Annotated in this window: 23 protein-coding genes; 12 read left to right on the top strand and 11 right to left on the bottom strand. The window is 73.9% G+C overall.

From position 1 onward, the window contains the following. Positions 1-5 precede the first annotated feature (5 nt). Positions 6-1,058: an alpha/beta hydrolase gene (locus tag QK440_RS31785; RefSeq protein WP_282796701.1), complete on the bottom strand. Its 1,053-nt coding sequence runs from the start codon at positions 1,056-1,058 to the stop codon at positions 6-8. 224 nt (positions 1,059-1,282) lie between these two features. Between QK440_RS31785 and QK440_RS31780 the strand changes: the two genes are divergently transcribed. From QK440_RS31780 to QK440_RS31765, 4 genes are all read left to right on the top strand, one after another. Beyond that, positions 1,283-1,501 carry a hypothetical protein gene (locus tag QK440_RS31780; RefSeq protein WP_282796700.1) on the top strand — a complete coding sequence of 73 codons (219 nt, stop codon included), beginning with the start codon at positions 1,283-1,285 and terminating at the stop codon, positions 1,499-1,501. A 167-nt stretch (positions 1,502-1,668) separates the two neighbouring features. Beyond that, entirely contained in the window at positions 1,669-2,310 is a 642-nt protein-coding gene (locus QK440_RS31775) for a TetR/AcrR family transcriptional regulator (protein ID WP_190137018.1), read from the top strand. A gap of 143 nt (positions 2,311-2,453) precedes the next feature. Continuing rightward, positions 2,454-2,681: a DUF3107 domain-containing protein gene (locus QK440_RS31770; protein ID WP_190137017.1), complete on the top strand. Its 228-nt coding sequence runs from the start codon at positions 2,454-2,456 to the stop codon at positions 2,679-2,681. A 276-nt stretch (positions 2,682-2,957) separates the two neighbouring features. Further along, the gene (locus tag QK440_RS31765; RefSeq protein ID WP_282796699.1) at positions 2,958-3,227 is read left to right on the top strand and encodes a hypothetical protein; all 270 of its coding nucleotides are present in this window, start codon (positions 2,958-2,960) and stop codon (positions 3,225-3,227) included. A gap of 278 nt (positions 3,228-3,505) precedes the next feature. On the opposite strand, the gene QK440_RS31760 is transcribed toward QK440_RS31765, so the two are convergent. Then, the gene (locus tag QK440_RS31760; protein WP_282796698.1) at positions 3,506-4,279 is read right to left on the bottom strand and encodes a ferritin-like fold-containing protein; all 774 of its coding nucleotides are present in this window, start codon (positions 4,277-4,279) and stop codon (positions 3,506-3,508) included. Positions 4,280-4,781: 502 nt separating this feature from the next. On the opposite strand from QK440_RS31760, the gene QK440_RS31755 reads away from it, so the two are divergent. Together QK440_RS31755 and QK440_RS31750 are read left to right on the top strand one after the other, a co-directional pair. Next, positions 4,782-6,284: a DEAD/DEAH box helicase gene (locus QK440_RS31755; protein ID WP_282796697.1), complete on the top strand. Its 1,503-nt coding sequence runs from the start codon at positions 4,782-4,784 to the stop codon at positions 6,282-6,284. A gap of 213 nt (positions 6,285-6,497) precedes the next feature. Further along, positions 6,498-7,376, top strand: coding sequence for an alpha/beta hydrolase (locus QK440_RS31750; RefSeq protein ID WP_282796696.1), 879 nt, complete (start codon positions 6,498-6,500; stop codon positions 7,374-7,376). A gap of 25 nt (positions 7,377-7,401) precedes the next feature. Here QK440_RS31750 and QK440_RS31745 read toward each other — a convergent pair whose 3' ends face one another. Beyond that, positions 7,402-8,316, bottom strand: coding sequence for an NYN domain-containing protein (locus tag QK440_RS31745; RefSeq protein ID WP_282796695.1), 915 nt, complete (start codon positions 8,314-8,316; stop codon positions 7,402-7,404). 216 nt (positions 8,317-8,532) lie between these two features. On the opposite strand from QK440_RS31745, the gene QK440_RS31740 reads away from it, so the two are divergent. After that, a complete protein-coding gene (locus QK440_RS31740) occupies positions 8,533-8,685 on the top strand; it encodes a hypothetical protein (RefSeq protein ID WP_282796694.1) in 153 nt (50 codons plus the stop codon). A gap of 126 nt (positions 8,686-8,811) precedes the next feature. Here QK440_RS31740 and QK440_RS31735 read toward each other — a convergent pair whose 3' ends face one another. The 4 genes from QK440_RS31735 to QK440_RS31720 all read right to left on the bottom strand — a co-directional run bounded on the left by QK440_RS31735 (position 8,812) and on the right by QK440_RS31720 (position 12,484). Further along, positions 8,812-9,414 carry a MarC family protein gene (locus QK440_RS31735; RefSeq protein WP_282796693.1) on the bottom strand — a complete coding sequence of 201 codons (603 nt, stop codon included), beginning with the start codon at positions 9,412-9,414 and terminating at the stop codon, positions 8,812-8,814. A 180-nt stretch (positions 9,415-9,594) separates the two neighbouring features. Beyond that, on the bottom strand, positions 9,595-10,470 hold the full coding sequence (locus QK440_RS31730) for a PHP domain-containing protein (protein WP_282796692.1): 876 nt from the start codon (positions 10,468-10,470) through the stop codon (positions 9,595-9,597). Positions 10,471-10,921: 451 nt separating this feature from the next. Then, entirely contained in the window at positions 10,922-11,563 is a 642-nt protein-coding gene (locus QK440_RS31725) for a DUF6758 family protein (RefSeq protein WP_282796691.1), read from the bottom strand. Positions 11,564-11,893: 330 nt separating this feature from the next. Then, entirely contained in the window at positions 11,894-12,484 is a 591-nt protein-coding gene (locus QK440_RS31720; protein WP_282796690.1) for a suppressor of fused domain protein, read from the bottom strand. A gap of 501 nt (positions 12,485-12,985) precedes the next feature. Here QK440_RS31720 and QK440_RS31715 point away from each other — a divergent pair. Next, a complete protein-coding gene (locus QK440_RS31715; RefSeq protein ID WP_282796689.1) occupies positions 12,986-14,101 on the top strand; it encodes a magnesium and cobalt transport protein CorA in 1,116 nt (371 codons plus the stop codon). 41 nt (positions 14,102-14,142) lie between these two features. Beyond that, on the top strand, positions 14,143-14,658 hold the full coding sequence (locus QK440_RS31710) for a hypothetical protein (protein ID WP_282796688.1): 516 nt from the start codon (positions 14,143-14,145) through the stop codon (positions 14,656-14,658). A 94-nt stretch (positions 14,659-14,752) separates the two neighbouring features. Here QK440_RS31710 and QK440_RS31705 read toward each other — a convergent pair whose 3' ends face one another. After that, positions 14,753-15,544 carry a hypothetical protein gene (locus QK440_RS31705; protein ID WP_282796710.1) on the bottom strand — a complete coding sequence of 264 codons (792 nt, stop codon included), beginning with the start codon at positions 15,542-15,544 and terminating at the stop codon, positions 14,753-14,755. Between the two features lie 295 nt (positions 15,545-15,839). Between QK440_RS31705 and QK440_RS31700 the strand changes: the two genes are divergently transcribed. Genes QK440_RS31700 through QK440_RS31690 form a run of 3 tightly spaced genes read left to right on the top strand, consistent with a single transcriptional unit; the run spans position 15,840 to position 18,878 of the window. After that, positions 15,840-17,114 (top strand): CBS domain-containing protein, encoded by a 1,275-nt coding sequence (locus tag QK440_RS31700; RefSeq protein WP_282796687.1) that lies wholly within the window; start codon positions 15,840-15,842, stop codon positions 17,112-17,114. Further along, positions 17,104-17,700: a DUF1003 domain-containing protein gene (locus tag QK440_RS31695; RefSeq protein WP_282796686.1), complete on the top strand. Its 597-nt coding sequence runs from the start codon at positions 17,104-17,106 to the stop codon at positions 17,698-17,700. The genes QK440_RS31700 and QK440_RS31695 overlap by 11 nt, the downstream gene beginning before the upstream one ends. 44 nt (positions 17,701-17,744) lie before the next feature. Further along, on the top strand, positions 17,745-18,878 hold the full coding sequence (locus QK440_RS31690; protein WP_282796685.1) for an Mrp/NBP35 family ATP-binding protein: 1,134 nt from the start codon (positions 17,745-17,747) through the stop codon (positions 18,876-18,878). 152 nt (positions 18,879-19,030) lie between these two features. Here QK440_RS31690 and QK440_RS31685 read toward each other — a convergent pair whose 3' ends face one another. The 3 genes from QK440_RS31685 to QK440_RS31675 form a co-directional block, all read right to left on the bottom strand. Further along, positions 19,031-19,705, bottom strand: a complete 675-nt coding sequence (locus tag QK440_RS31685; protein ID WP_282796684.1) for a hypothetical protein — start codon at positions 19,703-19,705, stop codon at positions 19,031-19,033. A 240-nt stretch (positions 19,706-19,945) separates the two neighbouring features. Then, complete coding sequence (locus tag QK440_RS31680; RefSeq protein ID WP_282796683.1) at positions 19,946-20,410, bottom strand: sec-independent translocase; 465 nt, start codon at positions 20,408-20,410, stop codon at positions 19,946-19,948. 141 nt (positions 20,411-20,551) lie between these two features. Then, positions 20,552-22,358, bottom strand: a 1,807-nt coding sequence (locus tag QK440_RS31675) for a trypsin-like peptidase domain-containing protein (RefSeq protein ID WP_282796682.1), incomplete at its 5' end; no start/stop codon positions are given.

Raw genomic sequence — 22,358 nt, 5'->3', positions numbered from 1 at the left:
GCGCCTCAGCTCCTCGTACCCGGTTCACGGCGGTCCTTCGTACCCGTTTCACGGCGGTCGTCCGTCACACCGACACCATCGCGCACCTCGTGGGGATCGCTCAACTCACGCGTATCGGCCAGCAGTTCACGGATCGCGGCGGCCACGGCGCCCGGCTCCTCCATCATCGCCACGTGCCCGGCCTCCGGCAGCGTGAGCAGCCGCGAGTCGCGGAAGGCCGCGGCCGCCCTGCGCGCCATCCGGTAGGACACGAGCTGGTCCCGGCCACCGTAGACGAGCAGGGTCGGCGCGAGCACGCGCTCGGCCTGCCGCCACAGGCCGTGTTGGCCGCCGAGGGTGTACGCGTTCACGATGCCGCGGGCCGTGCGGGCCATGGCGTCCCAGAAGTAGGGGTGCGCGAGCCGGCGCTCCATCTCCCGTACGGCGACGGCGAACGCCTCGGGCGAGACCTTGGCCGGATCGCCGTAGCAGAGCTCCATCACGCCGCGCACGCGCTGCTCCGGCGTCCAGTCCTTGGTGAGCCGGGTGAAGAGGGCGGCCACGCCGGGCAGGGCCAGCAGGCCCGTCGGCACGGCGGTGCGCTGCACGCGCAGCTCCGGCAGGGCGGGCGAGACCAGGGTGAGGGTGCGCACCAGGTCGGGGCGGACCGCGGCGACGCGGGTGCTGATGGCACCGCCCAGGGAGTTGGCCACCAGGTGCACCGGGCCGCGGCCGCGGGCGTCGAGCAGGCGGATGACCGCGCGGGCGTGCCCGGTGACCGAGTAGTCCCCGTCGTCCGGGGGCGGCGAGTCGCCGAAGCCCGGCAGGTCGAGCGCCTCGCCGTCCACGGCGTCCGTGAGCAGCGGCATCAGCGCCGACCAGTTCCGCGAGGAGCCGCCGAGTCCGTGCACGTACAGCGCCGGTGGCAGGCCCGGGACGGCGCCGGGACGGGAGCGCACCGAGAGCGTGAGGCCGGGCAGCGCGACCGTCTCCGTGCGCTCGCCGTCCGTGCCGCTCACGACACCCGGCTTGGGGGCGGCGGTGGCGGCAAGCACGTGCGGCAGCTCGGTCGAGGACATGCGGCAATGTTACGAGACGATCACGCCGGGGATCACGTGTTCGGGGTCACAGGCACCGTTCGGATCATGTAACAGATCGCGTAGCGGCCCGAGCGGGTGTTGCCTACGCTCAGAGGGAACTCGCGGGTAAGAGGAGCCGGCGGGGCACGCGCACCGCAGGCCGTTCCGCGCGGGACCGACGTCCCGCGCGGAGGAGATCCGAAGAGAACCGAGGAGTTCCCGACATGACCGTTGACCCGACCGACCCGGACACGTTCGAGACCGAGGAGCCCGAGGGCGGCCTCGGCCAGGAGACGCCCGAGGCGGACGCGGCCGAGCAGCAGGCGGAGCTGGCGCCGCAGCGGGACGAGCCGCTGCGGGACGTCGACCCGGGGGCCGGCGACGTGGCCGACCTGGCGGAGCAGGCCCGCGTCGTCGACCTGGACGAGGACGACTACCGCTGAGCGGGGGCGCACGCCTGCGGAGCTGCCCGTGTTCGCCCCGCTACGCCCCGCTTCCGCGGGCATCCAGTCCGTGAAATTCTGCGCTCGCACCGCGCACATCGCAGTTACCGAAAAGTACGATGGCGGCGCGGCGCACACCGCGACTAAGGACGATTCTGGGAGGCGGCGTGACAGCCATCGAGCAGACAGAGGCGGCACGCCCGCGGGGCACTCGCCTGCCGCGCCGTGCCCGACGCAACCAACTCCTCGGCGCGGCCCAGGAGGTCTTCGTCGCGCAGGGGTACCACGCTGCCGCGATGGACGACATCGCCGAGCGGGCGGGCGTCAGCAAGCCGGTGCTCTACCAGCACTTCCCGGGCAAGCTCGACCTGTACCTGGCCCTGCTCGACCAGCACTGCGACAACCTGCTGCAGGCCGTGCGCGCGGCCCTCGCGTCGACGACGGACAACAAGCAGCGCGTCGCGGCGACGATGGACGCCTACTTCGGGTACGTGGAGGACGACGGCGGCGCGTTCCGGCTCGTCTTCGAGTCGGACCTGACCAACGAGCCAGCCGTCCGCGAGCGCGTGGACCGGGTCACGCTCCAGTGCGCGGAGGCGATCTGCGAGGTCATCGCGGAGGACACCGGCCTACCCACGGCCGAGGCGATGCTGCTGGCCTCCGGGCTCGGCGGCCTCGCCCAGGTGGTGGCGCGCTCCTGGCTGCACAGCGACGGCGGCGTGCCCCGCGAGAAGGCGGTGCAGCTCCTCACGTCGCTCGCCTGGCGCGGCATCGCGGGGTTCCCGCTGCACGGGGCCGAGGGCCACTGAGGCCGGCGGGCGCCGGTCCGCTCCCGCCGCGTGTTCGCTCCTGGCGTGCGCGGCCGGAGCCGTCCGCGTCCCCTCACCGGGCTAATCTGTGCTGGTACCGCGCGGGCGGCCGCGCACATCACGGACCGGCGGAGGGACAAAGCGTGGAGGTCAAGATCGGCGTGCAGCACGCGCCGCGCGAGATCGTTCTGGAGAGCGGTCAGAGCGTCGAGGAGGTCGAGAGCGCGGTGGCCGACGCCCTGGCGGGCAAGGCCCGGCTGCTGACCCTGGTGGACGACAACGGCCGCAAGGTCCTGGTCCCCGCCGACCACCTCGCGTACGTGGAGATCGGCCAGCCGACCCCGCGCAAGGTGGGCTTCGGCGCGCTGTAGGACGCACAGCCAGGCGCGCCGACGGGGCGCGCGGAGAACGGCCCGGTGGGTGACCCACCGGGCCGTTCTCGTGTGTTCACTCCCTGTTCACCCGACGTACGGGGACCATCGGTACGAACCGGACATGAATAGCGGTGGAGGGTTGCGTTCCGAGCGCCGGGGGTAGACCGGCTAGGACCGATTTGCCCCACGATTGAGCCCCACGATCCGCACACGGATCACACGATCCACACCGGCCACACGATCCACGTCCGGCCATGAGGGAGGGAACACACCGTGATCCTGGAAGCACTCGGCTCCGCACTTCTCGGCCTGGCCCTCGCGTGGGCCACGGTCCACCGCCTCGCCCACCGCCTGCCGTCCCGCGCCCTGGTCCTGGGGACCGGGGTGGGCGGGGCCTTGATCGGCGCGTTCATCACGCACATGGCGCTCGGCTCGGGCGGAGCGGCCATGACGCTCCTGGGCGCCCTGGCCGTCTCCACGGCCCTCCTCTCCCTCCTCCTCCGCCCCGACCCCCGCCTACGCCGCCACCAGGCCCCGGCGTAGGCGCACCGGCAGCACGGGGCGGGCGGGGGAGCGCCACGCGCCGGGGCCACACGTCCAAGGCAGAGGCAGCACGGGCGGAGGGGCAGGAAAACCCCACAACGGCGGGAAAGCGCCACGCGCCGGGGCCACACGTCCAACGCAGAGGCAGCACGGGTGGGCGGGTGGGCGGGAAAACCCCGACAACGGCGGGAAAGCGCTACGCGCCGGGGCCGCAGGTCGAAGCCGGGAGCCACGGGTGGGCGGGCGGGCAAGAGAACCCGCCCAAGGCCAGAGGCCAGCTACGCCGCGAGCCCCAGCGCAGCCATCCGCTTCGTGTGCGCCTCCGTGATCCGCGAGAACATCCGCCCGACCTCCGCGAGGTCGAACCCGTCCGCGACCCCGCCGACCAGCATGGTCGACAGCGCGTCCCGGTCGGCCACCACCCGCTGGGACTGCGACAGGGCCTCCCCCATCAGCCGCCGCGCCCACAGCGCGAGCCGCCCGCCCACGCGCGGGTCCGCCTCGATCGCGGCGCGCACCTTCTCCACCGCGAAGCTCGCGTGGCCGGTGTCGTCCAGGACGCCCAGGACGAGCCCGCGCGTGTCGGCGTCGAGCCGGACCGCGACCTCCCGGTAGAAGTCACTGGCGATGGAGTCACCGACGTACGCCTTGACCAGGCCCTCCAGCCAGTCGGACGGCGCCGTCTGCCGGTGGAAGCCGTCGAGCGCGGCGACGAAGGGCTCCATGGCCTCGGTCGGCTCCACGCCGATCGCCGCGAGCCGGTCCCGGAGCTGCTCGAAGTGGTGGAACTCGGCGGAGGCCATCTTCGCCAGCTCGGCCTTGTCGGCGAGCGTCGGCGCCAGCTTGGCGTCCTCCGCGAGTCGCTCGAACGCCGCGAGCTCCCCGTAGGCGAGCGCGCCGAGCAGGTCCACGACCGCGGCGCGGTACTGCGGGTCGGCGGAAGCTTTCGCCCAGTCCTGGGCGGCCACCCCGGTGGGGGCCTCGGGGGCCTCGGCGTCGGCTGCGTCGTTCGCGGGCTGGGCGGCGTTGTCAGGCGTCTCCATGAAGCGCACAATAGCCCGCCTGCCCGGTGGCGGAAGGCCCTGGTCAGCCACTGTGACGCCATCGACGTACGGCTCGCTACGGCGGACGCGGACCGGCCCCGGGCGCGGTGGCGCGGGACGAGTGACGCACATCGCCGGACACGCCTGCGGGATTCCGGGGTACAGTGGTAATGCGCCCGCCGAGTATGCCGACGGGCCGCATGAATGAGGATGCCCGGTCGGTGGCCCGATCGGCTCCGACCAGACAGCCCTCCAGGGCCGGGCGCACCGAGCGCACGGCATGCGGAGGGACCCCCTCAGCGGTGTGAGCGCTCGAGCGTCGGCAGTGGTCCCGTGCCACCCGGTTCGCCCGGCTCGATCCATCAGGCGGCCGGCAGTCCCCGGCACGGTCACGACCCCCAGCGTTCGCCTCGCGCCGCGGCTCACAGAAGAGGCCATAACCCTGACTACGACTTTCCGGGATCTCGGGATTCTCCCCGAGACGGCCGAGGCCCTCGAGGCCGTCGGCATCGTGAACCCCTTCCCCATCCAGGAGATGACGCTCCCCGTCGCCCTCTCGGGCACCGACGTCATCGGCCAGGCCAAGACCGGCACCGGCAAGACGCTGGGCTTCGGTCTTCCGCTCCTCGAGCGCGTCCTCGTCCCCGCCGACGTCGAGGCGGGCCGCGGGACCCCCGAGGACCTCACCCAGGCCCCGCAGGCGCTCGTCGTCGTCCCCACGCGCGAGCTGTGCACGCAGGTCACCAACGACCTGCTGACCGCCGGCAAGGCGCGTAACGTCCGCGTCCTCGCCATATACGGCGGCCGGGCGTACGAGCCGCAGGTCGAGGCCCTGAAGAAGGGCGTCGACGTGGTCGTCGGCACCCCGGGCCGGCTGCTCGACCTCGCCGGTCAGCGCAAGCTGGACCTGAAGCACGTCAAGTGCCTGGTCCTCGACGAGGCCGACGAGATGCTCGACCTGGGCTTCCTGCCCGACGTCGAGAAGATCATCAACATGCTGCCGGTGAAGCGGCAGACCATGCTGTTCTCCGCGACCATGCCGGGCGCCGTCATCGGCCTGGCCCGGCGGTACATGTCGCAGCCCACGCACATCCGCGCCACCGCGCCGGACGACGAGGGCCAGACCGTGGCGAACACCGCGCAGTTCGTCTACCGCGCGCACTCCATGGACAAGCCGGAGATGGTCGCCCGCATCCTCCAGGCGGAGGGCCGCGGCCTGGCGATGATCTTCTGCCGTACCAAGCGGACGGCCGCCGACATCGCCGAGCAGCTCGAGCGGCGCGGCTTCGCCTCCGGCGCGGTCCACGGCGACCTCGGCCAGGGCGCCCGCGAGCAGGCCCTGCGGGCCTTCCGCAACGGCAAGGTCGACGTGCTCGTGTGCACCGACGTCGCCGCCCGCGGCATCGACGTCGGCGGTGTGACGCACGTCATCAACTACCAGACGCCCGAGGACGAGAAGACGTACCTGCACCGCATCGGCCGTACCGGCCGCGCGGGTGCCTCCGGTACGGCGATCACGCTCGTCGACTGGGACGACATCCCGCGCTGGCAGCTCATCAACAAGGCGCTCGACCTGGATCTCGGCAACCCCGTCGAGACGTACTCCACCTCCGAGCACCTCTTCTCCGACCTCGGCATCCCCGCCGGTACGAAGGGTGTGCTGCCGCGCACCGAGCGGACCCGGGCGGGGCTGGACGCGGAGGAGGTCGAGGACCTCGGCGAGCCCGGGGCCCGGGGCGCGAAGAGCCGCTCCCGCGGGCGCACGCCCGGGCGTGCCGCTGCCGCCGCCACCGAGGAACCCGCCGCCGAGCGGGCCGCCCGGACGCCGCGCAGGCGCCGCCGGACGCGCGCCGGGGCTCCGGTCGCCGGTGGTGCGGAGGGCACGGCCGCCCTCGCGGAGGCTCCGGCCTCCGCGCCCGCCGAGCCCGCCGCCGCGGAGGAGGGCGCCTCGCGTGCGCCGCGCCGACGCCGCCGGACGCGGGGTGGCAAGGCCGCCGAGGCAGCGGAGCAGTAAGCCCCGCCGGGGCTCTCTCTCCCGCCCGCCCATCCGTACCACCCTGGCTTTCGACGCCCGGCCCCGACGCACAGCGCCGCGGCCGGGCGTCCGGCTTTCCCCCCCGGCCGCGGCGGTGCTTTCCCACCCAGCCAACCGTCACACCCCGGCTGCGCCCGCCCGGCCCCGCGCAGGGCGGCCGGACAGGGGTGGGTACGCGTTACCGTACGGCGTATGAGTCGGCCGCCCACCTTCACGCCGCCGCCCGGCGTGCACGCCCGCCCGCTGGAGACCTCGCGCAGCACCTTCGCCGTCCTGGACGCCGCGCCCGCCGGCCAGGTCAAGGGCACCGCGCTCCTCCTGCCCGGGTTCACCGGCAGCAAGGAGGACTTCATCGTCCTGCTCCCGCTCCTGGCCGCGGCGGGCTACCGCGCGGTCGCCGTGGACGGTCGGGGCCAGTACGAGTCGGAGGGGCCCGACGACCCGGCCGCGTACGCCATGGAGGAGCTGGGGCGAGACGTCCTGGCCCAGGCCGCCGCCCTGGGCGGCCCGCCCGGCACCCCGCCGCACCTGCTCGGCCACTCCCTCGGCGGCCTCGTCTCCCGCGCCGCCGTCCTGCTCGCCCCCGCGGGCACCTTCGCCTCGCTCACGCTGATGTCGTCGGGGCCCGGCCGTATCGCCCCCTCCCAGCGCACCCGCGCCACCCTGCTCACGGACGCGCTCGCGGCGCACTCGATGGCCGCCGTCTGGGAGATGATGCGCGCGGTGCAGCCGCCGGAGGACGCGGACATGGACGGTACCGACGGCCCCGGCGCCGACGGGGCCCTGCGCGCCCGCTGGCTGCGCAACAACCCCGTGCAGCTCATCGTCACCGGCAGGCAGCTCTGCGTCGAGCCGGACCGCGTGGACGAGCTGGCCGCCGTGGACATCCCCCGGCACGTGGTGTCCGGTGAGCGCGACGACACCTGGCCGGTGCCGCTCCTGGACGACATGGCCCGGCGGCTCGGCGCGCACCGCACCGTCATCACCGGCGCCGAGCACTCCCCCAACACCGACCGCCCCGAGGCGACCGCCGCCGCGCTCGTCGCCTTCTGGGACCGTACGCGGCACTGAGCCGCGGCGGGCGCCCGGCGGCGCCTCAGTAGCACTTCTGGAGGTGCTCCCAGAAGCCGTCCCGCAGCACCCGCCGCAGGTCGGACTGGCCCCGCAGGGAGTAGTCGAGCAGCCGCTCGGCCTCGACGAGGAGTTCCTGGTCGACCGAGCCGGGCAGGTAGGGGTGGCCGGGCAGCAGGCCCACCAGGGCCTCGCGGCCGCGCGCCGACAGCCACTTCGCGGAGATCTGGGCGCCGACGAACCGTACGTCGTCCCGCGAGGGCCGCGGGGCCGCCGACAGGCCCTCGTACGGCACGGCGGGACGGCGCGTGATGTACGGCTTGAAGAAGTCGGCGTCGAAGGTGCGCTGGCTGTCGACCTCCCACAGCAGCGGCTCGGCCTGGTTGCGCCCCTCGGGGGCCTCGATGCCCCACAGGTGCACCCGCGCGCCGTACCCCTGCGCCGCCTCGACCGCCGACACCAGGTCCTCGTCGCCGCCGATGAGGGCCGCGTCGCTGATGGCGCGGTGCCGGGCGAGGGACTCCAGGTCCGTGCGGATGAGGGAGTCGACGCCCTTCTGCTGGTTGTTGGCGTTGAGGTTGCCGAGCCGCACCTTGACGTCGGGGAGCTCGGCGATGGACTGCTGCTCGAGGGTGTGGGTGCGGCGCCGCGCGCCGTCGTACCAGTACACGCGCAGCAGCCTGCTGTCGGCGAAGATCGTGCGCGCCCGGTCGATGAGCGCCTCGATGAGGCCCTCGGCGTCCAGCTCGAAGGCGCGCCGGTCCTCGGTGCCCACCGCGAGACGGCCCGCGGCGGCGTACAGGTACCCGGCGTCGACGAAGATCGCGTGCGTGGACGGGGTCTTCGCCACCTCGGCGAGCATGCGCTCGAGGAGGCCGTTGGTGCGCTCCAGCAGGGCCGTGACCTCGCCGGTCCTGTGGAGGGTCTCGTCCGTGTCCATACGGAACGCATTGTCGCGTCCGTCACACAGGGGGCACAACCGGGGGCCGTTACTCAGCGAACACAACCAGCCGCGCTACGGTATGACCACGGGCACTCTTTAGCCTCTCAAAAAATTTCCTTAGCGTAGGGAATGTTTAACCGAGGCAACTCGTTACACCCGTACGTAGCAAACAGTTCTCCTAGCAGGAGGATCACCGGACGAAGGGAGAAGCCCATGCGCTTCGAAATCATGCGACTCGACGACGTCGACGGCACCGCCGTGGACTCCACCGTCGTGGACGCCGCCTCCGTCAACCGGATCGTGCAGCAGGCGGCCGCCATCGGCCAGCGCCTCTACATCCGCCCGGCCGACACCACGGCCTCGTAACGCGCGCGCACGTCCCCATACGCTCCAGAGCCCTGTACGACACCGGATACGCGTTCCGCGTTCCGCCGATGTCGTGCAGGGCTCTGTTGTGCGCGCCGGTCCGCGCGGGGGGCGGCGGCCGCCGCGTCAGCCGCCGCGGATGACCTGGGTGACGCCGTTGATGATCTGCTGCACCGCGATGGCCGACAGCATCATGCCCGCGAGGCGCGTCACCAGGACCACGCCGCCGTCCTTGATGACCCGGATGATCAGCAGCGAGAAGCGCATCGCGAGGAACAGCACGACGTGGATGGCGAGGATCGCCGCCCAGACGGAGACCTGCTCCATGCCGCTGGCGTGCTGGACCGCCAGGATGACCTGCACGATGGCGCCGGGCCCGGCGAGCAGCGGCATGCCGAGCGGCACGAGCGCGACGTTCACGTCCTTGGCCTGCTGGGGCTCGTCGGTCTTGCCGGTGAGCAGGTCGAGCGCGACCAGGAGCAGCAGCAGCCCGCCCGCGATCATCAGCGCCTGCGTGGAGACGTGCAGGTAGTCGAGGATCTGCTGTCCGACGACGCCGAAGAGGGCGATGACGCCGAAGGCGACGCAGACGGCCTGGAAGGCCATCTTCTTCTGCACCTTGGCGGGGCGGCCCGCGGTCAGCGCGAGGAAGATCGGCGTGATCCCCAGGGGGTCCATGATGACGAAGAGGGTGAGGAAGAGGGAGCCGAAGACGGCGACGTCGAACACAGTGATGGCCTTGCAGAGAGTCGTACGAAGGGCTGGGTGGGGTGGTGACGAGGGCGGGCGCGGCGGCGCCCGGGGGTGGGCCCGGCGGGCGGCACGGGGCGTGCGCGCCGCCGGTGGGGGCGCGCCGATGACGCGCGCGCCTGAGGGGGCGCGGTGTGTGAGCGGGGTGGTGCGCCGCCGCTAGGCGGGCAGGTCTCCGCCCGCGCCCGGCACCGGGAACGCCCCGGTGGCGCGGCGCGTGATCTCGCCGTAGATCTCGGGGTCGGTGGTGAACTCGCCGAGCGAGACGGTCTTGCGGCTGCCGTGGTAGTCGCTGGAGCCGGTCACGAGGAGGCCGAGGTCGGCGGCGAGGCCGCGCAGGCGGGGGCCCGCCTCGGGCGCGTACGCCAGTTGCTCGGGGTGGTCGACCTCGATGCCGTCGAGGCCGGCGGCGGCGAGCTCGGCTATCGCCGACTCCGGGACGATCCTGCCGCGCTGGGCCGCGGCGGGGTGCGCGAAGACGGTGACGCCGCCCGCGGCCTTGACGAGGCGGATCGCCTCGAAGGGGTCGAGCTCGGTCTTCTCCGCGTAGGCACGGCCGCCGTCGGCGAGCCACTGGGGCGTGAAGGCGTCGGAGACGCTCGCTACGACGCCGAGCTCGACGAGGGCCTCGGCGACGTGCGGGCGGCCCACGGAGCCGTCGCCGGCGATGCGCGCGACCTGCTCCCAGGTCACGGGCACGCCCAGGTCCTGGAGCTTGCGGACCATCTCCCGCGCGCGCGGCACCCGGTCGTCGCGCACCAGCTCGCGCGCGCGGGCCAGCTCCGGCTCGTCCGGGTCGAAGAGGTACGCCAGCATGTGCAGCCCCACGCCGTCGAGGCGGCAGGACAGCTCGGCGCCGGTGACGAGGGTGAGCCCGGGGGGCAGCGCGGCGACGGCCTCGGCGTGGCCGCGGGTGGTGTCGTGGTCCGTCAGGGCGACGACGTCGAGCCCCGCGGCGGCGGCGTTGCGGACGAGCTGGGCCGGGGTGTCCGTGCCGTCGGAGGCGGTGGAGTGGGTGTGCAGGTCGATGCGCACGCGGGGCTCCACGCTTTTCGGGACGGACAGGGGCCCTTAAGGATAACGGCCCGGCCGGGGCTGCGGCCGCTACGGGTCTTCTCCCACCCACCCGCCCTCATCGGCGCTCCGCGCCTCGTCCTCAAACGCCGGACGGGCTGGGATCGTCCGGCGTCCCGCCGTCGTCATCCCGGTGTGTTTCCCCACCCACCCGCCGTTTCATCGGCCTGGCGGCCTCGTCCTCAATCGCCGGACGGGCTGAGTGGGTCCGCTGGGCGCCGTCGTCGGCCGTCCGCGGTCCGCCGCAGGCGGGCAGCACCCGACGACGGCGAGTCGAGGAACTCTCAGCCCGTCCGGCGTTTGAGGACGAGGCGCGGAGCGCCGATGAGGGGGAGAGGGGCGGAGCCCCAGACGAGAGGGGGCGGCAGCCCGTGGTTTCGAGGGGGGCGGGGCCAGGGCGCTCCGCGTGGGGTCAGGGCGTGAGGAGGCGGGGCGAGAGCGCCCCGCACGGCAGGAGCTCCACCTCCGCCCCCGCGTCCCGCAAATCCGTCAGCACCAGCTCGTCGTACATCAGCAGCCCCGACTGCTCGGGCCAGGCGATCGCCCACAGCCACAGCCCGCACGCCTCCCCCGCGAACACGGCCCGGTCCTCGGGCGTGCCGGTGACGTGCCACAGGGGCGTCGGGCGCCCGGCGGCGAGCACCTTGGCCGCGGGCGGCTTGCCCACGTTCATGGCGGTGCCGGGGTCGGGGCCGTCGATGCCCGCGTAGCGCGCGCCGAGGCCGATGCCCAACTCCTCAGCGACGAGGATGAGTTCGCCGACGCCGCCGAGCGGCGCCGGCCCCGAGCAGGCCACGGCGGTCGCCCGGCCGCCGCTGCGGTCGTCGCCCGCGCAGGCCACGCCGGTGAACAGCCACCCGACCGGCAGGGGCCAGGGCATCCAGACGGGAACCTGGGCGCGGTGCACCACGACGCCGAGCGCCTCGACACTGGGCGGGATCACGGGCTGCAGTGGATGCACGGTGCCGTGCACGTCGCACTGCCAGGAGTCGGCAAAGAGGCCGGGAGCCCTGACCCGGCCACCACACTTCGGGCAACTGGGTTCGCCCCTCATAGCGCCCCACGGTCCTCCCCGGCGGACGCCCCGTCAAGGACGATCACCCGTCCGGAGTGCGGCCGCAGCGCCCCCGCGGCCGGTCGCAAGCGGCCCCGGCGCAGGTCGGGACGGCCCGGACGGGCCTGAGCGAATCCGGAAGGCCTCAGGAAGGGATCGAGCAGCCCCCGGGGCACCGGGCGGCAGGACAGGCGCCGGGAACCCGCGGGGACGGCCCCGGCCCAGGAGCAGGCGCCGCCAACGGCGGGCCCGGTCCAGGGGCAGCCCCGGTACAAGGCCCCGTGGGCGCGTCCGGTCGGAGGAAGGCGCGCCTCCGGGCTGGGGCGGCGCTCAGTCCAGGGGCACCGACGTCCGCAGCGGATCGCGCAGGTCCGTGCCTCTGGTGAGCCACCGCTCCTGGAGGGCCTGCGCCCCGTGCACCCGCTTCCAGGCCGCCTCGTTCGGCGTCATGGGCAGCAGCGGCAGGAACCGTACGGGATCCATCGGGTCGGGCAGTTCCAGGTCGGGGACCAGGCCGCCCGGCTCGGCGACGAGCACGGCGGTGAAGGGGGCGCCCGGCCACAGCGGTCCGCCCACGTCCAGCGAGGCGCCGGGCGTCACCACGACGCCCTCGACCTGCGGGGAAGCGGCCAGCACGGCCAGGGGCCTGAGCACCTTGTCGGTGTCGGCGAGGCCGCTCCGCACGGAGAGGACCAGCTCCGCCCGCGGGCCTTTGACCGGGTCGGCGAGCACCGCCGTGGGATCGGCCATGGGCTGGGCGGACATGCCGAGGGTGGCGTACCGCACCACCCCGCCGTCCCCGGCCGGGAACCGGAGCACCTCGACGCGGTCCGTGCCGAGGAACGTCACCGCCGCGCGCGCGTCCGGTTCGCCCAGGCCCTCGCGGAGCCGGGCCTCGACCAGAGCAAGAACATCAGCCATGCCCGGAGCATAGGACTCGTCAGTGATGGGTAAAGCTCGGGGTTTGGGGCACCAGTCGGCTGATACTGTTGGCTGCTGGCCCGGGCGGCACGCAGAAGCGTCGCTCTCAAGCCCGGACCTCAGGGCCCTCGGGCCCGTACTCGACGGACGGCGCCACGCGCGCCTGGGAACTCCCCCACGGGGGACCGGCCGGAGGAGGTGGGGCTGCAGTGGATCGAAGTCGACCGTGCAGTACCACTCGCTCTTCCGCCCGCTGACCCCCCGCAGCAACGACGCTGCGGCTGCGTGCCCGGCACTTCTCGACCCTCCCGGCCGCAGCCGGCCCGTGCCCCGCACGACGGAAGAGCTCCGCGTTTCACCTGATCTGCATCAGTAGCGTTGCTGCCACCGCGACGGTGCGGTGCTCCCCGCTTTGCGGACGTGCCCCCAGCACAGCCGGACGTCCCCATTCCGGGTAGTTCCACCCGCCGCAGGCGGCCCTTTCGTCGAAGGAGCCTGCCCATGTCGATGATCCGCGACCTGCGCGCCGCAGTCCGCCCCGCCCTGCGGAAGGACAGCGGCTCCTACAGCTCGTACGACGCCACCCGCGACCCGCGTGCCGCATCGGCCGTCGTCGACTGCGCCGTCTACCGCGACGGCCGCCGCGTATCCCGCGAGGAGGCCCTCACCCCGCACGAGGCGATGCTCCAGGTGCGCCGCGACGGCGGCTTCGCCTGGATCGGCCTGCACGAGCCGACGGAGGCCGAATTCGCCGGTATCGCCGCCGAGTTCGGACTGCACCCGCTGGCCGTCGAGGACGCCGTCCACGCCCACCAGCGGCCCAAGCTGGAGCGCTACGACGACACCCTGTTCACGGTCTTCAAGACCATCCACTACGTCGAGCACGCCGAACTCACCGCGACCAGCGAGGTGGTGGAGACCGGCGAGGTCATGTGCTTCACCGGCCGGGACTTCTTCATCACCGTGCGGCACGGCGGCCACGGCTCGCTGCGCACGCTGCGCCGCCGCCTCCAGGACGAGCCCGAGCTGCTCGCCAAGGGCCCCTCGGCGGTCCTGCACGGCATCGCCGACCACATCGTCGACGGCTACCTCGCGGTCGCGGACGCGATGCAGGTCGACATCGACGACGTCGAGAACGAGGTGTTCGCGGCCACCGGCAAGGGCGTCTCGCGCGGTGTCGACGCCGGGCGGATCTACCAGCTCAAGCGCGAGGTGCTGGAGTTCAAGCGGGCCGTGCAGCCGCTGCTGCGCCCCATGCAGCTCCTGAGCGAGCGGCCGATGCGGCTGGTCGACCCCGACATCCAGAAGTACTTCCGCGACGTGGCCGACCACCTGGCCCGCGTCCAGGAGCAGGTCCTCGGCTTCGACGAGCTGCTCAACTCCATCCTCCAGGCCAACCTCGCGCAGGCGGCCGTCGCGCAGAACGAGGACATGCGCAAGATCACCTCCTGGGCGGCGATCATCGCCGTCCCGACGGCGGTGTGCGGCGTGTACGGCATGAACTTCGACCACATGCCGGAGCTGCACTGGCGCTACGGCTACCCGATGGTCCTCGGCCTGATCGGCGTGGTCTGCTACACCATCCACCGCACCCTCAAGCGCAACGGCTGGCTCTGAGCGCCGGCTGTGCCCCGGGGGCCGCTGGCTAAGCTGCCGTCATGACCGCTGACACTCTCCTCGGGCGCGCCCTCGTCGAGGAGGCCACCAAGAAGTCGGGCCTCGTCTGGGTGCGCGGCGCGGGCCCCGACCGCGCGCTGTGGCACGTCTGGCACGACGGCGCCGCCCACCTCGTGGGCGACGGCCCCGGCGAGCAGCCCTTCCCCGAGCTCGCCGACGGCGCCACGGCCGTGGTGACCGTACGCAGCAAGGACAAGGGCGGCCGGCTGCTGTCCTGGACGGCGACGGTGACCGAGCTGACCCCGCGCTCCGCGGCGTGGGAGGCGGCGGTCGCCGAGCTCAAGGGCAAGCGCCTGAACGCCCCTGACGGCGAGCGGATCGCCGAGCGGTGGGCGGAGCAGTGCCGGGTCCTGCGGCTCGCCCCGCGCGAGGCGGACCTGGAGCCGCCCGCGGGCTCCCTGGCGGCCCCGCCGCTGCCCACGCCGGTGACGACGCGCGAAAGCGCGCCGGAGGCGCTGCCCCGGCTGCTGCTGCGCCGCGGGAGGAAGCGCCGCTGAGCGGCCGGCCGCCAACGGTGCCGCTCGGCCGCCGCCGCCGCCCAGCCGCTGCCAGTGGCCGTCGGCCGTTCCCGGTGCCGCCGGACCGCCGCCGCTACGACGTGGGCAACTGCTGGCCGTAGTCCACGGTCTCGCCCTTGTCCGGCTCCCTCAGCGGCACGAGCTGCCCCCACTCGCTGAGCCGCAGCGTGCCGGTGCCGCCCGCGCGCCGCAGGGTCAGCGGGTACGGCTTGCCCTTCAGGGACACCTCCAGGGTGCCGCCCGCGCCCTTGTCGCCGCTGATCCTGATGAAGCGCTTGGCGCCGGTCCCGCCGCGCTCGCCCTTGGCCAGGGTGCCGTGCAGCGCGAGGGTGCCGTCGAGCAGGACGCCCTTGTCGGTGAACCCGCTCAGGCGCCGGTAGGCGGGGTCGCCCTGGGGCACCTTCACGTACTTGCCGTCGAGCTTGGCGGCCGCCGCGCCGTCCGCGCCGCCCGTACCCCCGGGGCCCCCGGCACCCCCGGCGCCCTCTTCCTTGTGCGCCCAGAAGGCCGCGTCCGCCTTCAGGTAGAGGTTCCGGTCGACGCGCAGCAGCTCGAACGTCCCGCCCTTGGACGTCACCGTGCCCGTGCCGCCGTTGTGCGTGAGCCGCATGTCGAGCTTGTACGTGTGGCCCTTGCTGACGACGGTGCCGGACAGCCGCACGGCGGGCGCGGCCTCGGCCACCTGCCGGGCCTTGCTCTGGATCCGGGCCGCGGAGAGCTTGCCGACGCCGTTGGTGCCGGCGTCGGGGTCCTCGCCCCCGCCCCCTCCGCCGCCGCACGCGGTCAGTCCCGCACCGCCCACCACGAGCCCCGCGCACACCGCGCCCACCAGCGCGAACCTTCGGGAACGGGGGGCCGGTCGCATCGCAGTCACAGGTGGCGCTGCCTCTCGTGCCGATGTCGTCTACGGCCAGAGCCGTACCCCTGGACGGCCTGGCGTACCGCAGCGTACCGGTGTCTCCCCCGTCCCTCCGCGCCCGTCCGTCCGGACGCCTCACCAGGGCGGATACGACGGGTACGGGCTAGCCTGAAGCCCCCATACCCGGCATGCGGGACACACGCGGCGAACCGCGGCCCCGCGCCCCGTCCCCGTCCCGACGAACCCGCCCGTCCCGGTCCCGAGAACACGCCCCGTCCCCGTCCCGAGAAAGGCGCGGCACATGGCAGGAGGCGCGCCCCGGATCTTCGTCTCGCACCTGTCCGGCACCGCCGTCTTCGACCCGAACGGCGACCAGGTCGGCCGGGTGCGCGACCTCGTCGCCATGCTGCGCGTCGACCGGAAGCCGCCGCGGCTGCTCGGGCTCGTCGTGGAGGTCGCGACCCGGCGCCGCATCTTCCTGCCCATGACCCGCGTGACCGGCATCGAGTCCGGCCAGGTCATCACCACCGGCGTGCTGAACGTCCGGCGCTTCGAGCAGCGCCCCACCGAGCGGCTGGTGCTCGGCGAGATGCTGGACCGGCGGGTGCGCCTGGTCGCGACCGGCGAGGAGGTCACCGTCCTCGACGTGTCCGTGCGCCAGCTCCCGGCCCGCCGCGACTGGGAGATCGACCGGGTCTTCGTACGCAAGGGGAAGGCGGGGGCGTTCCGGCGCAGGGGGGAGGCGCTCACCGTGGAGTGGTCCGCGGTCGAGGGCTTCTTCCTGGAGGAGCACGGGCAGGGCGCCGAGAACCTGCTCGCCACCTTCGAGCAGCTCCGCCCCGCCGACCTGGCCAACGTGCTGCACCACCTGTCCGCCAAGCGCCGCGCCGAGGTCGCCGCCGCCCTGGACGACGACCGGCTCGCGGACGTCCTGGAGGAGCTGCCGGAGGACGACCAGATCGAGATCCTCGGCAAGCTCCAGGAGGAGCGCGCCGCCGACGTCCTTGAGGCCATGGACCCGGACGACGCCGCCGACCTGCTCGCCGAGCTGCCCGAGGAGGACAAGGAGCGCCTGCTGACCCTCATGCAGCCGGACGACGCCGCCGACGTGCGCCGCCTGATGGCGTACGAGGAGCGCACCGCGGGCGGCCTGATGACGACCGAGCCGATCGTGCTCCGCCCGGACGCCACGGTCGCCGACGCCCTCGCGCGGGTGCGCCAGCAGGACCTGTCGCCCGCGCTTGCCGCACAGGTGTACGTGTGCCGCCCGCCCGACGAGACGCCGACCGGCCAGTACCTGGGCGCCGTGCACTTCCAGCGGCTGCTGCGCGACCCGCCGTACACGCTCGTCGGCTCGATCCTCGACGACGACCTGCGCCCGCTCACCCCCGAGGACCCGCTGCCCGTCGTCGCGGGCTTCTTCGCCACGTACGACATGGTCGCGGCGCCCGTCGTCGACGAGGGCGGCTCGCTGCTGGGCGCGGTCACGGTCGACGACGTGCTCGACCACATGCTGCCGGACGACTGGCGGGAGACCGAGTTCCACCTCCCGGAGGGGGCCGGCCATGGCGCGTGACCGGGAGCCCCGGACCCCGGGGCGGGAGCGCGAGGCGCGGGACGAGCGGCGCGAGGCACGGCCCGAGGGGCGCCCCCGGTTCCGCCTCGACCAGCCGCGCGCCCCGCGCCGCAGGCTGCTGCCGGAGTACGACCCGGAGGCCTTCGGGAAGCTCTCGGAGCGCATCGCGCGCTTCCTCGGCACGGGGCGGTTCATCGTCTGGATGACGGTCGCGATCGTCCTGTGGGTGGTCTGGAACGTCACCGCGCCCGAGCACCTGCGCTTCGACCGCTACCCGTTCATCTTTCTGACCCTGATGCTCTCGCTCCAGGCGTCGTACGCGGCCCCGTTGATCCTGCTCGCGCAGAACCGCCAGGACGACCGCGACCGGGTCACCCACGAACAGGACCGCAAGCAGAACGAGCGCTCCATCGCCGACACCGAGTACCTCACCCGAGAGATCGCCGCGCTGCGCATGGGCCTCGGCGAGGTCGCGACCCGCGACTGGATCCGCTCCGAGCTCCAGGACCTGGTCAGGGAGGTGGAGGAGCGGCGCGACGTATTCCCGTCGGGGACGGGCCGGGCACGTGACGTAGGCGACCGCTGACCGGGCTTCCGGACCCCCCTACCAGGAGCCGTACCATCGAGTACATGGTTACGGAAGACGCGGTGCGCGAAGCGCTGGCGACGGTGAACGACCCCGAGATCCAGCGGCCCATCACCGAGTTGGGGATGGTCAAGTCCGTGGAGATCGGCGCGGAGGGCGCGGTCGCGGTCACCGTGTACCTGACGGTCTCGGGCTGCCCGATGCGGGACACGATCACGACGAACGTGACGGACGCCGTCTCCCGCGTCGAGGGCGTCACCCGGGTCGACGTGACCCTCGACGTGATGAGCGACGAGCAGCGCAAGGAGCTGGCCGCGGCGCTGCGCGGCGGCCAGACCGAGCGCGAGGTGCCCTTCGCCAAGCCCGGCTCGCTCACCCGCGTCTACGCGGTCGCCTCCGGCAAGGGCGGCGTCGGCAAGTCGTCCGTGACGGTGAACCTGGCCGCGGCGATGGCGGCCGACGGCCTCAAGGTCGGCGTGGTCGACGCGGACATCTACGGCCACTCGGTGCCGCGCATGCTGGGCGCGGACGGGCGTCCCACCCAGGTCGAGAACATGATCATGCCGCCGTCCGCGCACGGCGTGAAGGTCATCTCCATCGGCATGTTCACGCCGGGCAACGCCCCGGTCGTCTGGCGCGGCCCCATGCTGCACCGCGCGCTCCAGCAGTTCCTCGCGGACGTCTTCTGGGGCGACCTGGACGTGCTGCTCATGGACCTGCCGCCGGGCACCGGCGACATCGCGATCTCCGTCGCGCAGCTCGTGCCGAACGCCGAGATCCTGGTCGTCACCACGCCCCAGCAGGCGGCGGCCGAGGTCGCCGAGCGCGCGGGCTCCATCGCCGTGCAGACCCACCAGAAGATCGTCGGCGTGGTCGAGAACATGTCCGGGCTGCCGTGCCCGCACTGCGGCGAGATGGTCGACGTGTTCGGCACGGGCGGCGGCCAGAAGGTGGCCGAGGGCCTGACGCGCACGACCGGCGCGACGGTGCCGGTGCTCGGCTCCATCCCGATCGACGTGCGCCTGCGCGAGGGCGGCGACGACGGCCGGCCGGTGGTCCTCACCGACCCGCAGTCCCCGGCGGGCAGCGCGCTGCGCACCATCGCGGGCAAGCTGGGCGGCCGCCAGCGCGGCCTGTCGGGCCTGTCCCTGGGCATCACGCCCAAGAACAAGTTCTGACCGCGGGGACCGTGTCCGGGCACCGTCCAGCCGCGGTCCGGACACGGTCCGGCCGCGGCCGACGCGGCGAGGGGCGCCGCCCCTGACGGGGTCGCGCGAAGGGGCGCCGCCCGTCACGGGTGGCGCCCCTCGCCGCGTACCGGCCCCGAGGGCTACTTCGCGTAGGCGGCGATGTCCTTGACCACCGAGAAGGCGAGGCCGTACGCGCTCATCCCGCGCCCGTACGCCCCCAGGTGCACCCCCTCCTTGGTGGAGCCGGCCAGCACCCAGCCGTACTCGGACTCCCGGTAGTGGAACGAGGCCGGTTCCCCGTCCACGGGCAGCGAGAGCGTGGACCAGTCGGGGCCGTGCAGGTCGTCGGCGAGGACCCAGGCCGTCTCCGTCTGCTGGTCCAGCCAGTCGTCCCGCAGGCTGTGGTCCATCTGGCCGGGCCAGGTGAAGGACAGCAGCCCGACCCCCGCGAGCCAGGCCGCGGAGGACACCGAGGTCGCCTCCAGCAGTCCCGTGCCGTCGGCGCTGCGCCGCACCGGGTTGGCGGCGACGGTCACCACGACCGCGAACCGCTCCCTGTCGCCGTTGCCGTACCCGCCCTCGACCCGCACCGACGGCTCGTCGCCGTGGCCGATCGAGCCGTGCGCCACGGCGCCGTCCGCGGCGGTGCCGACCTGCATCAGCCAGCGCGGTCCCGTGAAGGCCTCGTCAAGGCCGTACCAGGGGAAGGGCGCCAGCAGGTAGCCGTCGACCGTACGCCGGGCGGAGGGCACCGCTTGCGACGCGGCACCGTCCGCGGCTGACGCCTGCACGCCCACCCGACTTGTCGTCTCCATGTACCCGGCCGCCTCCTCGCTCTCGTCGGTCCGGAGCGGCCCGCCCCCCTCGGGCGTCCTCACGCCGGACAACAAGGCAGGATAGCCACACCGATTCCGGATGCCGGTAAGGCAGTCGTCGGACGGGTGTCCGGAAGGCCACGGCCGTACGCACCCCGGCGCACCGGGCGGCGCACACGACGCACACCCCGGCAGTGCGACGTCCGCCGGGCGCGGGCCCGCCTCAGCGGGCCGCGGGGCTCAGGTGGCGTCGGCGTCGAAGGGCGGCGCTTCGTCCGCCGCGCGCTGGGCGGGACGCTTGTGCATGTCGACCCGGCCGCCGCCGTTCGCGGCGGCCGCGGACGTACCGGAACGGCTGCCGCCGTCGTCCGCGGCGTCGCCCTCGCGCCCGTGCACGGCGTCCGCGACGTCGGCCATTTCCTTGCGCAGGTCGAAGCCGTTGCGGATTTCCTTGAGGCCGAGGTCGTCGTTCTCGAGCTGCTTCCGGATGAACCTCTTGGGATTCAGGTCCTCGAACTCGAAGTCCTTGAATTCCGGGCCGAGTTCGTTCCGTATGTCCTGCTTGGCGCTGTCCGAGAACTGCCGGATCTTGCGAATGGTCCGGGTGACGTCCTGGATGACCTTGGGCAGCTTGTCCGGGCCGAAGATGAGCACGGCGAGGATGACCAGCGTCACTATCTCGAATACGCCGATGTCGTTGAACACCCTGAGCTCCTTGCCGTCCGGACCCGCTCTACGGTACCCGCCGCTCCTGTCCGTCCGGTAGCCGCAGGGCGTCCACCGGGTCAACGGGGACCCGGCTCGCCCGGGCGGCACCGGCCGCCTCCTCCGTCTCGGGAGCGGCCGTCAGTCGCTGCCGGCGCTGCCGAGGACCAGCGTCACCTTCCGCTCCTCTCCGTCGCGCTCGACGGTCAGCTCCAGGCGGTCCCCGGGCCGGTGCGCGCGGACCTTGACGATCAGCTCGTCGCCGGAGTGGACGCGCCGCCCGTCGACCTCGGTGATGACGTCGCCCGGCTCGAGACCGGCCTTGTCGCCGGGGCCGCCGCGGTTGACGGCGGGGCCGCCTCTCTGGCTCGTCCGGGCGATACGCGCCCCGTCGCCGGTGAACCGCTTGTCGATGGTCACGCCGATCACGGGGTGGGTGGCGCGGCCGGTGTTGATGAGCTCCTCGGCGACGCGCTTGCCCTGGTTGATCGGGATGGCGAAACCGAGGCCGATGGAGCCGGACTGGCCGCGCTCGGGGTCCGAGCCCCCGCCGGCGGAGCGGATGGCGCTGTTGATGCCGATGACGCGGGCCCGGGAGTCGACGAGCGGCCCGCCGGAGTTGCCCGGGTTGATGGGCGCGTCGGTCTGCAGCGCGTTCACGTACGAGACGTCGCTGCCGTCGCCCTTGTCGCCGCCGGCCGTGATGGGCCGCTCCTTGGCGCTGATGATCCCGGAGGTGACGGTGTTCTCCAGGTCGAAGGGCGCGCCGATGGCGACGACGGGGTCACCGACCCGGACGCTCTCGGAGTTGCCGAGCGGCAGCGGCTTGAGGCCGCGCACGCGGGAGACCTTCACGACGGCCAGGTCGTACCCGGCGTCCCTGCCGATGACCTTGGCTCTCGCGGTCTCCCCGCCGCTGAAGGTCACCGATATCTCGCCGCCGGTGCCGCCCGGCTCCACGACGTGGTTGTTGGTGAGGATGTGGCCCTTGGCGTCGAGGACGAACCCGGTGCCGGTGCCCGACCCCTCGTCGCCGCGCACGTGCAGCGTGACGACGCCGGGCAGGGCGCTGGCGGCGATCCCCGCAACGCTGTCCTTGGGCCGCGCCTGGGACTCCGTACCGGACTGCGGCAGCTCCACGGCGCCGCCGCCGATGCCGCCCTCGCGCTCCAGGTACGCCCCGACGACGCCGCCGATCCCGCCGGACACCAGCGCGATGAGCAGCGCGCCGACCCCGGCGATCCGCAGCCCGCGCCGGTGCCGCTGCTCCTCCGTCGCGACGGGGGCGCCGGTCTGCTGGAGGGGGGCCTTCCAGGGGTCGTAGCGGTGCCAGGGGCCGCCGTTGGGCTCCGGGGCGGGGGCGGGTGCCCCCGGGGCCGGGGGCGCGGGCGGGACGGCGCCGGGAGCGGGGGCCGGGGCGGGAGCGGGGGCCGGGGCGGGGGTGCTCTGCGGCGGGGCTCCCGGCGTCGCGCCGTACGCGGCGGTGCCGTGGGCCGGGGTCATCGGGTGCTGCACGGGCGGCGCCGGGGCCCAGGGGCCGGGCTCGCCGTACGGCGGGGTGCTGTACGGGTCGGGGTCGTGCAGGGGGCGGGGGCGCTCGGCGGGGGCTCCGTCGGCGGGTGCTCCGTCGGCGGGGAGGGGCGCGGCGGACCCGTCGGCGGGGACGGGCGTACCGGGGGTGGGGCCAGGGGCGGCAGCGGGGGCGCCGGGCGCACCGGGGGTACCAGGCGCAACGGGGGCACCGGAGGCACCAGGCGCACCGGGGGTACCGGGGGCAGCGGGCGCCTCAGGGGTGCCTGGAGCAGCAGGGGTAGCGGGCGTACCGGCCGCTTCGCCGCGGGTGGCGTGACCGGGACCGGCCTCGGCCGCCGGGGCCCCGGCGGCCGCCGGGGGCGCGGCACCGGCGGCGGCGCCGGGCGCGGGGGCCGGCCCGGGGGCGCCCGCGGGG

It is taken from the genome of Streptomyces sp. CC224B (assembly GCF_030010595.1).
GTDB classification, from domain to species: Bacteria; Actinomycetota; Actinomycetes; order Streptomycetales; family Streptomycetaceae; genus Streptomyces; species Streptomyces longispororuber.
Note: the sequence above shows the minus strand (reverse complement) of the source record. Positions and strands in the feature narration are given on the sequence as shown.